Here is a 12,453-nt window from a genome sequence, read left to right as displayed (position 1 = left end):
CTCTCAGGCCCATTCAAGCGCCGTGATGATCGCTTTTCCCTCGGTGCCGACCTCCACAAACAGGGCATGCTCGTAGCCAAGCTGCTGTTTGTAGCCTCGAAGTTTCCGAAGGTCGATCTGTCGGTCAACGTGACTCGTTGACTTCTTGAACTCCAAGACCAGGTGGTTCTTTCTCGTTCCTCGCTGATGAACGATCACATCTGGGAATACAGTCTTCGCATCATCATCCTCGCTGTCCGGGTAAAGCTCCAGATGTCCAAGTCTTTTTGGCTCTATGCCATCCCGGTTGTATTCGCAATCTACGGTCAAATCAGGAAAATGCTGTTGGAGATACAGCGCAAAGCGAAAGGTGATGGATCGTTCGTTAGCGTCGACACCGAGCAAGTCCTGGTCATTGTCCAGTAGTTCGGACAACGCGCGCGCCACAGCCTCGCCCGGAGGATGACTGTTGAGGTACTGAATTTGATCTTCGGACAACGCCATTGCCATATCGCCTACTGAAGGCTCACATCGAAGGACAGGTACACCGATCTAAACGTCGTCAGAATTTTCCGTCTGGCTTCGTCCAGTTCGTTGGCAACGCGATGCGAGAGCATGTACGTGGGGCAATTCGGCTGACCGCATCCGCAGTGCCTGATCTCCCCTTCCTTGAGACGGATCACAAAGATACGGCGCAACTCATCGACTTGACGAACCACCTTTGCAAGCACTGCCTGGATGTGCTGATCTCGCAAATGATGGATCGAGGGGATACGCCTGATCTCGTCTCCCTCGCGCGTCCGCCAAACGCCGGTGTTGAGTGCGCCAATGGTGTCTTCGATCGCCTGCTGAAAGGCAGGCAGGGAGCTTTCCTGTTGAAATGGCGTACGAAAAGCCGGTCGATCGAACACGGCCGCCATCAATTGCAGCACGTCGGCATCCGAGAGGTCGGGGAAGTCATCCACGAACTTTCGTATCTCCGCTTCGATGTCTGGAAACTCAATGCCTAGGACGAAGCGGTGCAGCAGGTACTCGGCACGAAGCCGCAGGTTTTCCTCGAACTCCACACCCGACCATATCGTTACATGAGGAATCCCCAGGGAAGCTGCGGCCTGCTCGATCCGAGTGCGATTGGCGTCCGAAACAGCGCCACGAGAGACGAACTTGAAGGCATCTGGCGTTCCGCCTATAGCCTTGACGGCCTTGGTCATGTCGCCCTTGGCTTTCGCCAACGTGAGCGTGTCCCTGTTCGCGCACTGGATGATGGTCTTGCGTGCAGGTTGGCCATCAAACAGTTCGATGCCCGAGACGTCCCGCCCTTGATCGCCTCCAGATTGGCCGTGCCAAACCAAGTCACGCCAGCCGGCGCGCACGTGATATGCAAAGACAAGGCGCTCGAACTGAACACCACTGTAGTCCTCGAAGTGGATCGGAGAAACCGTCACAGTTGCCATGCCCCTGCCCTTTTCACTTAACTACTGTTCTTGAATACGCTTCTCTACGCTCCAACGAGTTTCCACGATAGTCAATGAAAGCCACCATTACTTCGTGCGGCAGTGAACCTTGCAGCGCTGAACGCTCACGGAGTGCGATATGGAGAATAACCCGACAAAGCTCAACAGCCGAGACACCGGCGCCAAGGATTCTTCGCGCCCGGTATCCGTTCCCCTGCCCGGCTCGGACGCCTACGACGATCTCCCACAGTTCCCGAAGCGCAGTGTCTTGCCCTTCCGTCGCACCATCCGCCGCCAGGAACTGCGGCAGATCGTCCCCCTGGCTGAAACGACGATCTACGAAATGGAGCGCCGCGGCGAGTTCCCACGCCGCTTCAATCTGACGCCGCGTTGCGTGGTGTGGGACTTGGCCGAAGTGGAAGCGTGGGTCGAAGAACGAAAGCAGGCTCCGCGCGTTGGCGTCTCGAAGCCGGATGTCCATCTACGAAAAACCCGCCCTGTTCGGGCGGGTTCGAGCGAGGCGTAAGGCCAAGCAACGGCGCTCATCCAACCAAGGCTTCCAGTGCCTTGGATGCCGAGCGCGGCAATCGCCGTCCCTCCTTCGCCACGTTGACCTGCAAGGCCGCCCGCGCCACCTCAAACACGTCCTTGGCCAGCGAGTAACTGCCCTTGGCCTGCAACCAGTCCAATACGTCCGCCAAGTGCCAGATCGACGCGCTGCCCTCATGCACCGGCGCCGGAAAACTGCCCGGATGCGCCAGCATCAGCTTGCGCATGTTCTGCCGCGACACGCCCACGATGTCGGCCACGTCGGTCAGCCCAACCAGATCCGGCGCCACTTCGATCAGTCGCGCTGTCGGTGCGGCGCGCCGCACATCGGCCAGCGCGCTACGCACGGCCTCGTCCGCATCCGCTGCCTCGCGGGTGAACTCCAGCGCCAACCGCCCCGGCTGCCCGATGCCGACCAAGGCATCGTCGCAGCCGGCTTCGCACAGGCGCTCCACCAGTGCATCCGGGTCGCGGTCATCATCGGTGAGCTGGTATTTCAGAGTGAAGGTGTATTCCATCGCGCTACTCCTTGGCACCATCGTCAGCTTCGCGCCGCTGGCGGTGCGAGGTGCAGTTGTCCACGACGCGCCGCAAGGCGCGCGCGTGGTTGCTGGGATTCTTCGGCGTGCTCCATATGCTGGTGATGCAGAACTCGCCGCAGCGACATTCCTCATCGTTGTACGGGCAATACATCCGCCCCCAAGCGTGGCTGCCGCCGACGTCGACGCGCCAGCCCTGCCCTTCGGCGTGCCTGAGAGCTTCCTCGACCTCTTTCTTCGGATGAGGGGAACGAGCCATCAGTGATCTCCAGTATGGGGATGATTGGCTAGGTTGTCAAGTGACAACCTAGCCGCTATTTCAGGCTGTTGCGCTCAACGTCGGCACGACCACGTTCTCCGGCATCAACTTCGGCACGTAGGTCTGACCATCGATCCAGGCATCAACCATATTGGCCCACTCTTGCAGCATGTGGCGCCGTTGCTCGGCGTACTCAGCCTTGTTGTAGATCGAGCGCGAGGAACGCCCGTCCTCATGCGCCAGGCACTTCTCGATCCAATCGCGGTTGAAGCCGATTTCGTTCAACAGCGTCGAGCCGGTACGGCGCAGATCGTGGACGGTGAACGGCTCCAAGGGCAGGCCTGCAGCTTTCGCCCGCTTCGCGACGATCTGCGTGACCCGATTCAAGGTCGCGTTCGACATGCAGCGGTCGGCGTCGTAGCGCGACGGAAGTACGAACTTCGAGCCGGCAGCGCAGGTGTGCAGAGCTACGAAGATGTCGAGCGCCTGGCGCGAGAGATAGACCACATGCGGGTTGCGCCCCTTCATCCGCTGCTTGGGGATCGTCCAGGTCGCGTTCTCGAAATCGACCTCATCCCAAGTGGCTTGGATCAGCTCACTCTTGCGCACCAGCGTCAACAGGATCATGCGCAGCGCCAGCCGGATCGTCGGATAGGTCGCCACCGATTCCATCTGCCGCGCCATCAGGCGAATCTCCAGCGGTGACAAGGCGCGATCCTTCGGCACGAAAGTCGCAATCGACGCAGCACCCACATCCTCGGCCGGGTTGTCCACCTTCTCACCATGCAGGATGGCGAAGGCATAGACTTGTTTCACGATGTCGCGGACGTGTACCGCGGTCGCGGGCGCACCGCGCGCCTTCACCTTGTTGCAGAGGGCGCGCAGATCATCGGCGGTGATTTCGTTGAGCTGCCGGTTCTGAAAGGCCGGCAGGATGTCTCGATCGACGATGCTCTTGCGCATCGCCTTGGTGCTGTCGGCCATTCTGGCGCCGGCCAGCCATTTCTCGGTCACTTCGCCAAAGGTCTTGGCGGCGGTCAAACGGCGCTTCTCGCGCTGCTTCTCCAGCGCAGGGGACTTGCCCAGGGCGACGGCCTTCTTGGCGTCGATCAGCTTTTCGCGGGCCAAGGCCAGCGAGACGCCGGCTGGCCCATAGCGGCCGATGGTCAACGTCTCCCGGCGTCCGTTGAGACGGTAATCGTAGCGGAAGGTGACGGTACCGACAGGCGATACCGTCACGTACATTCCGTCGCGGTCAAAAGCCTTGTAAGTCTTGGACTTAGGCTTGAGATTGCGCAGTGCAGTGTCGGTGAGCATCGAGGTTTTCCTCCGGTTCGTGACGGCTTTTACCGTCAGGGGCCAGGAGACCTGCTGATGCTCGGAAAGCCGCATAAAACCAGCTTTCCCGAGAAGACTTTTACCGTCAAAGACGGTTTGGGTCTGAATAGTGAACGGGAGGGTCTTAATCCGGCCTCCGATTCTTACCGCCAGTTTCACCGCCAACCTGTTCCGCTGGCCGGCGATAGCCACCGATAGCTGTCGCGACGTATTCCTTTCTATATCAACACGTTATGACAGTTTTTCGATAGCTAGCGATAGTCCTCGAAGGACGTCAACTCACTCCCACTCTATTGTAAACAAGACATTTTTATCTTTTATATTCAATGGCTTATTTTCCTGCTAATTGGTAATACCATGAAAAATACCATGCTCAGAAAAGGCTTAACAATATTTTGAAAAATTGCCTACTGAGCGCTGCCGCACAGCTCCATAGGCCGCTTTCCTGGCTTTGCTTCCAGATGTATGCTCTTCTGCTCCTGCAGCTAATGGATCACCGCAAACAGGTTACTCGCCTGGGGATTCCCTTTCGACCCGAGCATCCGTATGATACTCATGCTCGATTATTATTATTATAGAAGCCCCCATGAATAAATCGCTCATCATTTTCGGCATCGTCAACATAACCTCGGACAGTTTCTCCGATGGAGGCCGGTATCTGGCGCCAGACGCAGCCATTGCGCAGGCGCGTAAGCTGATGGCCGAGGGGGCAGATGTGATCGACCTCGGTCCGGCATCCAGCAATCCCGACGCCGCGCCTGTTTCGTCCGACACAGAAATCGCGCGTATCGCGCCGGTGCTGGACGCGCTCAAGGCAGATGGCATTCCCGTCTCGCTCGACAGTTATCAACCCGCGACGCAAGCCTATGCCTTGTCGCGTGGTGTGGCCTATCTCAATGATATTCGCGGTTTTCCAGACGCTGCGTTCTATCCGCAATTGGCGAAATCATCTGCCAAACTCGTCGTTATGCATTCGGTGCAAGACGGGCAGGCAGATCGGCGCGAGGCACCCGCTGGCGACATCATGGATCACATTGCGGCGTTCTTTGACGCGCGCATCGCGGCGCTGACGGGTGCCGGTATCAAACGCAACCGCCTTGTCCTTGATCCCGGCATGGGGTTTTTTCTGGGGGCTGCTCCCGAAACCTCGCTCTCGGTGCTGGCGCGGTTCGATGAATTGCGGCTGCGCTTCGATTTGCCGGTGCTTCTGTCTGTTTCGCGCAAATCCTTTCTGCGCGCGCTCACAGGCCGTGGTCCGGGGGATGTCGGGGCCGCGACACTCGCTGCAGAGCTTGCCGCCGCCGCAGGTGGAGCTGACTTCATCCGCACACACGAGCCGCGCCCCTTGCGCGACGGGCTGGCGGTATTGGCGGCGCTGAAAGAAACCGCAAGAATTCGTTAACTGCACATTCGGGATATTTCTCTATATTCGCGGTTCAGCAGGCATGTCCCCTTTGAGGGCGACCCGACGACAGGATAATCGACCTTATGGTGCGCAAATATTTCGGCACAGACGGTATTCGTGGCAAAGCCAACGAAGGCGCGATGACGGCGGAAACCGCCTTGCGCGTCGGCATGGCGGCTGGCCGTGTCTTTCGTCGCGGTGACCACCGCCATCGTGTCGTGATCGGCAAGGATACGCGCCTGTCGGGCTATATGCTTGAACCCGCGCTCACAGCCGGTTTCACCTCGATGGGCATGGACGTATTCCTTTTTGGCCCGCTGCCGACAACGTATAGGAAGAATAAACGCCCTTTTCACCCAAGTCCAACAGCTTTGGACCGCAGTTGACTCTTTCGACACCCCTGCGATGCAACCCAATCCGGCTGACGGGGAGCCAGCAACGCTGAAAATTTACCCTCCTCTTTCCCACTAGCGGCTCCTTTTCCGACAACCAGCACGGCGGATCCCTGCCGCGGCGCTGTGAACGCAGCATTTTGATTGGTATCGTTGGCCTTCAGGCTCGTCAGTCAAACAGACCCAGGAGCAGCTCAGCCGGTGGCGCCCGGCTTTCGGGTAACGCCCTGGTCCCGCTGGTTTCGGCTTTGTGCTTCAGGTGATCAAGGATCTGCTTGATCACTATAGGGTCTTCAATGCAGGCGATGACTTTCATGGCGCCGCCGCAGCCGCTGCAGGTCTCGATGTCGATATTGAAAACACGCTTGAGCCGTTGCGCCCATGTCATCGACGCTCGCCGTTGTGCTGGTGTTGCCGGTTCATCAGCCACCCTGACCTTGTTGCCCCTGCCCCGTTTTGCCGGCGTGACCAACGCCCGGTGCCGACTGTTGGGTGCGAACACCCCGTGGAAGCGGGTTAGGTTGACTCTGGGCTTCGGTACCAGGGCGGCCAGCCTTGCAATGAAATCCAATGGTTCGAAAATGACGTGCGTGGTGCCGTCCCGGTACGGCGTCTTGAGCTGGTAGCGCACGTTGCCGCCTCGTGTTAACGACAGCCGCTTCTCGGATACCGCCGGGCGGCTGATGTACCGGCACAGCCGTTCGAGCTTCTTGCGTTCATCGGCCCTGGCCGCCACGCCGGCGTGCAGGCTGGACCCGGCTACCTTGCCAATCCCGTCACCGAACGGATCACCACTGGTCGGCAGAGTTTGCAAAGTGAACACCTTTCGCCCCGCCTGTGAACCGACAGCGATACGGTAAGTGATCGAGTGCCCCAGCAGGGGTGTCATCGGGTCGTCATCCACCGCATCCGAGGCCAGATAGCTGTTTTCGACATCCCGTTCCAGCAGGCCTTGCCGTTCCAGATAGCGACCCACCCGGTGGGCGATGGTGTGCGTCAGCTGGGTGAGCTCTGGGCTGGTCGGCGCCTTGACCCAGCGGAAACGCGCTGAGCCGTGGGATTGCTCGACATACACACCGTCGAGAAACAGCATGTGGAAGTGAACATTCAGATTGAGCGCCGATCCAAAACGCTGGATCAGGGTGACCGCGCCCGTCTTGGCCACTTGGTGGGTATGGCCCGCTTTCTTGACCAGGTGCGTGGCAATGACGCGGTAAACGATGCCCAGCACCCACCCCATGATCTCGGGCCGGCTGGCAAACAGGAAACGCAGCTGAAACGGGAAGCTCAACACCCACTGACGCATGGGTTGTTCAGGCAGTACTTCATCAACCAGCAAGGCGGCACTTTCGGCCATCCGCCGCGCCCCACAGCTCGGGCAGAAACCGCGACGCTTACAGCTGAAAGCGACCAGGTGCTCGGCGTGGCAAGACTCGCAGCGAACCCGTAGAAAGCCATGCTCCAGCCGCCCGCATTGGAGAAATTCTTCAAATTCCCGTTGCACATAGCCCGGCAATTCCTTTCCCTGCTCTGCCATAAGCGCAGCGAATGCCGGGTAATACTCGTCAACGATCTGATAGAGAAGGGTTTGCTCGGGTCGGTGGCTCTGGTAACGACCAGTATCCCGATCCCGGCTGGCCGTCCTGGCCGCCACATGAGGCATGTTCCGCGTCCTTGCAATACTGTGTTTACATACAGTCTATCGCTTAGCGGAAAGTTCTTTTACCCTCAGCCGAAATGCCTGCCGTTGCTAGACATTGCCAGCCAGTGCCCGTCACTCCCACTCGATTGTAAACAAGCACACAAAACCCTTTAGTGACAACAATTTGCAAGAACTATCAGGCTCAGTGCCATGAAAAATACCATGACCAGATCATGAGGTTGAACACGGCTTGCGCCGGCAGCGTTCACGCTCCTGGTCGGCGATCTCGCCCGGCTGCAATGCTAGCTCAGCATCGGTCATGCGCTCCAGCACGTCGCGTAGGCGGATGGTGCAAGGAATGGGCGGCAGCTCGAACTCATAGCCGCCGGCGATCATTTCGGCCGCAATCTCCTCGGTGATGAAAAACGGCTCGTCGTCTTGGTTCGGCTTCTTCATGCCCTTTCCTCCTGGCGCTCATCCTGGCCGACAGCGGCCAGGGCATCGGCTTCCGTCAATGCGTCCTCCACGAACGCGCCGTGCTGCTTCGCTTCGGCCTGGCTGACCTCGGCCCATATCCGTTTCACCTGGGCCGCACTGTACCCGGCCAGCTCGGCGGTCTTGTTGATGCTGTAGCCGGACTTGCGCAGCGCGACAACTTGGGCGCGGCGCTTCGGATCAGCACGGCGGCCCTTGTACCGCCCGGCCTGGCGGGCCAACTCAATGCCTTGGCGCTGGCGTTCGCGCCTGTCCTCGTAGTCGTCGCGGGCCATCTGCAAGGCCAGGCGAAAAAGCATGATCTGCACGGCTTCCAGCACGATCTTGGCGACGCCCTGGGCCTCGGCCGCCAGGTCGGATAGATCGACCACGCCAGGGACGGCCAGGCGTGCGCCTTTGGCCTGTATCGAGGCCACCAGGCGCTCGGCCTCGGGCAAAGGTAGGCGGCTGATGCGGTCGATCTTCTCGGCAATGACCACCTCGCCGGGCTGTAGGTCGCCGATCATGCGCAGCAGCTCAGGCCGGTCGGCGCGTGCGCCGGATGCCTTCTCACGGTAGATGCCGGCGACGTAGTAGCCGGCGGCCTTCGCGGCCGTAGTGATCGCCTCTTGGCGTTCCAAGTCCTGCGCGTCGGTGCTGACGCGCAGATAGACCCGCGCCACCATCGGCGCGGCTACTGGCTTCGTCCTGCGCATACTTGCGGGCTCCTTTGGGCATACTCAAATGCACCCATCTTAAACTGGCAGGCCAATTTATCACATATCGATCTAAATGCGCCTAGCTCATTTTTACAGCTTAAATGAGCTATTGAGCACACTCCATATTTCGACTATTATTGAAACATGGAAACGATAAATGCTGTAGCCGCCCTGGCGGCCATCGCTCAAGAATCGCGCCTCGCGGTGTTCCGGCTTCTCGTCCAGGCCGGCCCCGCCGGCATGGCCGCCGGAAAAATCAGCGAAGCGGCCGGCATCCCGCCGTCTTCGCTATCCTTCCACCTGAAAGAGCTGGCACACGCCGGCATGGTCACGTCGCGGCAAGAAGGCCGATTTGTGATCTACGAGGCGAACTTTTCGACGGCCACTAACCTGGTGGCCTTTCTCACGGAAAACTGCTGCGGCGGCCAGGTGTGCAACCTGTCTTGCACCACGGAAGCCGGGAAGGTGTTGGCATGAGACTTCGCCATCTTTCCGACCCCGATTCTTTGCCCGCTTTGGACAAATCCTTTGCCATCGAGCGCCCGGCGCTCGGGCTGGCACCCGACGCCCCGCCGGTGCGTATCCTGCTGCTGTATGGCTCGCTGCGCGCCCGCTCGTTCTCACGGCTGGCCGTCGAGGAAGCGGCCCGGCTGCTGCAATTCTTTGGCGCAGAAACACGCATCTTCGACCCGTCCGATTTGCCGTTGCCCGATCAAGTGCAAAGCGACGATCACCCGGCCGTCAAGGAGCTGCGCGCCCTGTCCGAGTGGTCAGAGGGACAAGTCTGGTGCAGCCCGGAACGCCACGGTCAGATTACCAGTGTCATGAAGGCGCAGATTGACCATCTGCCGCTTGAAATGGCCGGCATCCGGCCGACCCAAGGCCGCACCCTGGCCGTGATGCAGGTATCCGGCGGCTCGCAGAGCTTCAACGCCGTGAACACCTTGCGTCTGCTCGGCCGCTGGATGCGAATGTTCACCATTCCGAACCAGTCGAGTATCGCCAAAGCGTTCCAAGAGTTCGACGCGGCGGGCCGCATGAAGCCCTCGCCGTACTACGACCGAATAGCCGATGTGATGGAAGAACTGGTGCGCTTCACGGCGCTGGTACGGCCGCACCGTGAAGCACTGACAGACCGCTATTCCGAACGGAAAGCGGCCGGCCACGTCATCGACGAGGCCACCGATCTTTCATCCATCGCCATTGCTCCCCAGCCACTACCAGAAAGCGAAACATCATGACCGAAAGAATCTATAACGTCCTCATCCTCTGCACCGGCAATTCGGCGCGCAGCATCATGGCCGAAGCTCTCATCAACACGATGGGGCAAGGGCGCTTCCGCGCCTACAGCGCCGGCAGTCACCCAACCGGCAAGGTCAATCCCTTCGCCGTCGAAAAGGTGGAGTCGGTGAATTACCCGACCGAGAATCTGCGCAGCAAGAGCTGGGACGAGTACGCCACGCCCGACGCACCGAAGATGGACTTCATCATCACCGTCTGCGACAACGCCGCCGGCGAAATGTGTCCGGTGTGGCCTGGTCAGCCGATCTCGGCGCATTGGGGATTTGAAGACCCGGCCGCCGTCGAAGGCACTGACGCCGAGAAGCGCCGGGCCTTCGAACAAACCTTCCGGCACATGATGAACCGCGTCCGCCTGTTCGTGAATCTGCCTCTCAAAATGCTTGACCAGACGGCCATCAAGCGCGAGCTGGCGAACATCGGCAAGACCGAGCAGGAAGCATGAGCGCCGGCGCACAGGCCATCGCCGCGAAGCCGCGCCAGGCCCCGATGAGCGGCTTCGAGCGTTACCTGACGCTGTGGGTGGCCCTGTGCATCGTCGCCGGTGTTGCGCTCGGCCAGGGCCTTCCTGACGTGTTCCAGGCCATAGGCCGCATGGAAGTGGCCCAGGTCAATTTGCCGGTGGGCCTGCTGATTTGGGTAATGATCGTCCCGATGCTGGTCAAGATCGACTTCGGGGCGCTGCACCAGGTCAAAGAGCATTGGCGCGGCATCGGCGTCACGCTGTTCGTGAATTGGGCCGTCAAGCCATTCTCGATGGCCCTGCTGGGGTGGCTGTTCATCCGACAAGTGTTCGCTCCGTTCCTGCCGGCCGATCAACTGGACAGCTACATCGCGGGCTTGATCTTGCTGGCCGCCGCGCCCTGCACGGCAATGGTGTTCGTGTGGAGCCGCCTTACCAACGGCGACCCGCTTTTCACGCTCTCGCAAGTGGCTCTGAACGACGCCATCATGATCGTGGCCTTCGCGCCCATCGTCGGCCTGCTGCTGGGCATGTCCTCGATCTCGGTGCCTTGGGACACGCTGCTGATTTCGGTCGTGCTCTACATCATCGTGCCGGTGATCCTGGCGCAGCTCTTGCGGCGGCATCTGCTCAAGCAAGGACAGGCCGCCTTTGAACGGGCCATGCAGAAGATCGGGCCGTGGTCGATGGCCGCGCTGCTGCTGACGTTGGTTCTACTGTTCGCCTTCCAGGGCGAGGCCATCATCCGGCAGCCGTTAGTGATCGCCATGCTAGCCGTGCCGATCTTGATTCAAGTGTTCTTCAATTCCGGGTTAGCCTACTGGCTGAACAAGCGGGCGGGGGAAAAGCACTCTGTCGCCTGTCCTTCGGCCCTGATCGGTGCCAGCAACTTCTTCGAGCTGGCCGTGGCGGCCGCCATCAGCTTGTTCGGTCTGCACTCCGGCGCTGCATTGGCAACCGTGGTCGGCGTCCTGGTCGAAGTGCCGGTGATGCTGCTGGTCGTGCGCGTGGTGAATCGCTCGAAGAGCTGGTACGAACGAGGTTGAACATGAGTAGGAAAAAACTGAGGAAATGATTGCAGATTGCCGCGCCGGCCGCTTCCTGGCGCATTCGATCACTGACCTGGAACACCTAGTATCCATGCTTGCTGAGGTCGCCCGATGACAGACCCAAAGAACCTAGAGAACAGGCTGCATGAGAAGGCCGACCCGGCCCGCGCCGTTTCCACTGGTCGGGTGCGCTACACACTGGCCGAACTACTGGCCGACGCGGAAGCATCCGGGGCTTACCCGCTGCCGCCGGAGGAACGCGAATGGATGGATGCGCCGTCTGTGGGTCGGGAATGGCCAAACAGTGAAGATTGAAAAAGGCGGCCAGTTCGAGTGGCCGCCCTTTCGTCATTAGCTGCACGCTTGGCGCAAGGCGTTCATTGCTTCTTGAAAATCAGCCTGTGTCGCCCGGCCCGTTTCAGCTTGGTAGTACACCACCATAAAAGCATTAGCGACGGCTTCGGCCAATGGCCCAAGGCTCCGCGCTTCCGCTTGGTTGATGTACTCCAAAGAAGAAAGAATAGCCGCTGCTTGATGCACTGCTTGCCCTGGTTCGATAATATGTTGTGTTGTCATAATTCACCTCTCCAGTAGGTGTTGATTGAAAGTGCCGGGCTGGTTGTGGCCAGCCCGGTGCGCCTACAGGTACAGCCCCGCCGCCTCCGCGAATGCTGACCGCTCATTCCTGCCGCCATTAACCTCAATACTTATCGGCTTAGTTTCGCTCTCTCTCATAGGGTCTGGCCGTGATACAAAAGCGGCTGTTTCTGTCTCTGCATCGACCTCGGTCGATTGATCACCCAGCGGCGAAATAAATACCTGGCTGACTTCTTCCCTTGGCGCTTCATCCAGGGCCGCCAATGCGGCCATGTATGTTGATGTCGTCATCGTG

The 12,453-nt window shown here is 59.7% G+C and carries 19 protein-coding genes; 9 read left to right on the top strand and 10 right to left on the bottom strand.

Translation table 11 applies throughout. The features are described from left to right. Window positions 1-3: 3 nt before the first annotated feature. A complete protein-coding gene (locus ACNQFN_RS10635; protein ID WP_263088742.1) occupies window positions 4-483 on the bottom strand; it encodes a hypothetical protein in 480 nt (159 codons plus the stop codon). A gap of 11 nt (window positions 484-494) precedes the next feature. Continuing rightward, the gene (locus tag ACNQFN_RS10630) at window positions 495-1,433 is read right to left on the bottom strand and encodes a hypothetical protein (RefSeq protein ID WP_263088743.1); all 939 of its coding nucleotides are present in this window, start codon (window positions 1,431-1,433) and stop codon (window positions 495-497) included. A 139-nt stretch (window positions 1,434-1,572) separates the two neighbouring features. Between ACNQFN_RS10630 and ACNQFN_RS10625 the strand changes: the two genes are divergently transcribed. Then, window positions 1,573-1,959, top strand: coding sequence for a helix-turn-helix transcriptional regulator (locus ACNQFN_RS10625; RefSeq protein ID WP_263088744.1), 387 nt, complete (start codon window positions 1,573-1,575; stop codon window positions 1,957-1,959). A gap of 16 nt (window positions 1,960-1,975) precedes the next feature. Here ACNQFN_RS10625 and ACNQFN_RS10620 read toward each other — a convergent pair whose 3' ends face one another. Genes ACNQFN_RS10620 through ACNQFN_RS10610 form a run of 3 tightly spaced genes read right to left on the bottom strand, consistent with a single transcriptional unit; the run spans window position 1,976 to window position 4,097 of the window. Further along, window positions 1,976-2,500, bottom strand: coding sequence for a helix-turn-helix transcriptional regulator (locus tag ACNQFN_RS10620; RefSeq protein ID WP_418648752.1), 525 nt, complete (start codon window positions 2,498-2,500; stop codon window positions 1,976-1,978). A gap of 4 nt (window positions 2,501-2,504) precedes the next feature. Continuing rightward, the gene (locus ACNQFN_RS10615) at window positions 2,505-2,780 is read right to left on the bottom strand and encodes a hypothetical protein (RefSeq protein WP_263088746.1); all 276 of its coding nucleotides are present in this window, start codon (window positions 2,778-2,780) and stop codon (window positions 2,505-2,507) included. A gap of 60 nt (window positions 2,781-2,840) precedes the next feature. Further along, window positions 2,841-4,097, bottom strand: a complete 1,257-nt coding sequence (locus ACNQFN_RS10610; RefSeq protein ID WP_263088747.1) for a tyrosine-type recombinase/integrase — start codon at window positions 4,095-4,097, stop codon at window positions 2,841-2,843. Window positions 4,098-4,154: 57 nt separating this feature from the next. Here ACNQFN_RS10610 and ACNQFN_RS10605 point away from each other — a divergent pair, with 57 nt between their 5' ends. From ACNQFN_RS10605 to ACNQFN_RS10595, 3 genes are all read left to right on the top strand, one after another. Next, complete coding sequence (locus ACNQFN_RS10605; protein ID WP_418648751.1) at window positions 4,155-4,316, top strand: hypothetical protein; 162 nt, start codon at window positions 4,155-4,157, stop codon at window positions 4,314-4,316. A gap of 388 nt (window positions 4,317-4,704) precedes the next feature. Continuing rightward, window positions 4,705-5,520: a sulfonamide-resistant dihydropteroate synthase Sul2 gene (gene sul2 / locus ACNQFN_RS10600; RefSeq protein ID WP_001043260.1), complete on the top strand. Its 816-nt coding sequence runs from the start codon at window positions 4,705-4,707 to the stop codon at window positions 5,518-5,520. A gap of 86 nt (window positions 5,521-5,606) precedes the next feature. Beyond that, window positions 5,607-5,909 carry a phosphoglucosamine mutase gene (locus tag ACNQFN_RS10595; RefSeq protein ID WP_000251875.1) on the top strand — a complete coding sequence of 101 codons (303 nt, stop codon included), beginning with the start codon at window positions 5,607-5,609 and terminating at the stop codon, window positions 5,907-5,909. A gap of 175 nt (window positions 5,910-6,084) precedes the next feature. On the opposite strand, the gene ACNQFN_RS10590 is transcribed toward ACNQFN_RS10595, so the two are convergent. The 3 genes from ACNQFN_RS10590 to ACNQFN_RS10580 all read right to left on the bottom strand — a co-directional run bounded on the left by ACNQFN_RS10590 (window position 6,085) and on the right by ACNQFN_RS10580 (window position 8,747). Then, complete coding sequence (locus tag ACNQFN_RS10590) at window positions 6,085-7,578, bottom strand: IS91-like element ISVsa3 family transposase (protein WP_001120888.1); 1,494 nt, start codon at window positions 7,576-7,578, stop codon at window positions 6,085-6,087. A gap of 210 nt (window positions 7,579-7,788) precedes the next feature. After that, window positions 7,789-8,013, bottom strand: a complete 225-nt coding sequence (locus tag ACNQFN_RS10585; protein WP_000743213.1) for a hypothetical protein — start codon at window positions 8,011-8,013, stop codon at window positions 7,789-7,791. Next, window positions 8,010-8,747, bottom strand: coding sequence for a recombinase family protein (locus tag ACNQFN_RS10580; protein ID WP_001366550.1), 738 nt, complete (start codon window positions 8,745-8,747; stop codon window positions 8,010-8,012). The genes ACNQFN_RS10585 and ACNQFN_RS10580 overlap by 4 nt, the downstream gene beginning before the upstream one ends. A gap of 147 nt (window positions 8,748-8,894) precedes the next feature. Here ACNQFN_RS10580 and ACNQFN_RS10575 point away from each other — a divergent pair, with 147 nt between their 5' ends. From ACNQFN_RS10575 to ACNQFN_RS10555, 5 genes are all read left to right on the top strand, one after another. After that, a complete protein-coding gene (locus tag ACNQFN_RS10575; protein ID WP_000447876.1) occupies window positions 8,895-9,227 on the top strand; it encodes an ArsR/SmtB family transcription factor in 333 nt (110 codons plus the stop codon). After that, the gene (gene arsH / locus ACNQFN_RS10570) at window positions 9,224-9,991 is read left to right on the top strand and encodes an arsenical resistance protein ArsH (protein ID WP_001239389.1); all 768 of its coding nucleotides are present in this window, start codon (window positions 9,224-9,226) and stop codon (window positions 9,989-9,991) included. Before ACNQFN_RS10575 ends, arsH begins: the two co-directional genes overlap by 4 nt. Next, the gene (locus ACNQFN_RS10565) at window positions 9,988-10,494 is read left to right on the top strand and encodes an arsenate reductase ArsC (protein WP_000140066.1); all 507 of its coding nucleotides are present in this window, start codon (window positions 9,988-9,990) and stop codon (window positions 10,492-10,494) included. The genes arsH and ACNQFN_RS10565 overlap by 4 nt, the downstream gene beginning before the upstream one ends. Beyond that, window positions 10,491-11,558 (top strand): ACR3 family arsenite efflux transporter, encoded by a 1,068-nt coding sequence (arsB, locus tag ACNQFN_RS10560; RefSeq protein ID WP_001272375.1) that lies wholly within the window; start codon window positions 10,491-10,493, stop codon window positions 11,556-11,558. The genes ACNQFN_RS10565 and arsB overlap by 4 nt, the downstream gene beginning before the upstream one ends. Before the next feature lie 114 nt (window positions 11,559-11,672). Then, on the top strand, window positions 11,673-11,876 hold the full coding sequence (locus ACNQFN_RS10555) for a hypothetical protein (protein WP_000131871.1): 204 nt from the start codon (window positions 11,673-11,675) through the stop codon (window positions 11,874-11,876). A gap of 36 nt (window positions 11,877-11,912) precedes the next feature. Here ACNQFN_RS10555 and ACNQFN_RS10550 read toward each other — a convergent pair whose 3' ends face one another. Both ACNQFN_RS10550 and ACNQFN_RS10545 read right to left on the bottom strand, forming a co-directional pair. After that, complete coding sequence (locus tag ACNQFN_RS10550; protein WP_000211355.1) at window positions 11,913-12,137, bottom strand: type I toxin-antitoxin system ptaRNA1 family toxin; 225 nt, start codon at window positions 12,135-12,137, stop codon at window positions 11,913-11,915. Window positions 12,138-12,200: 63 nt separating this feature from the next. Continuing rightward, complete coding sequence (locus ACNQFN_RS10545) at window positions 12,201-12,449, bottom strand: hypothetical protein (protein WP_000213809.1); 249 nt, start codon at window positions 12,447-12,449, stop codon at window positions 12,201-12,203. Between the last annotated feature and the right edge of the window lie 4 nt (window positions 12,450-12,453).

This window comes from Thauera butanivorans, assembly GCF_048398245.1.
In the GTDB taxonomy this organism is placed as follows: domain Bacteria; phylum Pseudomonadota; class Gammaproteobacteria; order Burkholderiales; family Rhodocyclaceae; genus Thauera; species Thauera butanivorans.
This window is presented reverse-complemented; position numbering and strand designations above follow the sequence as displayed.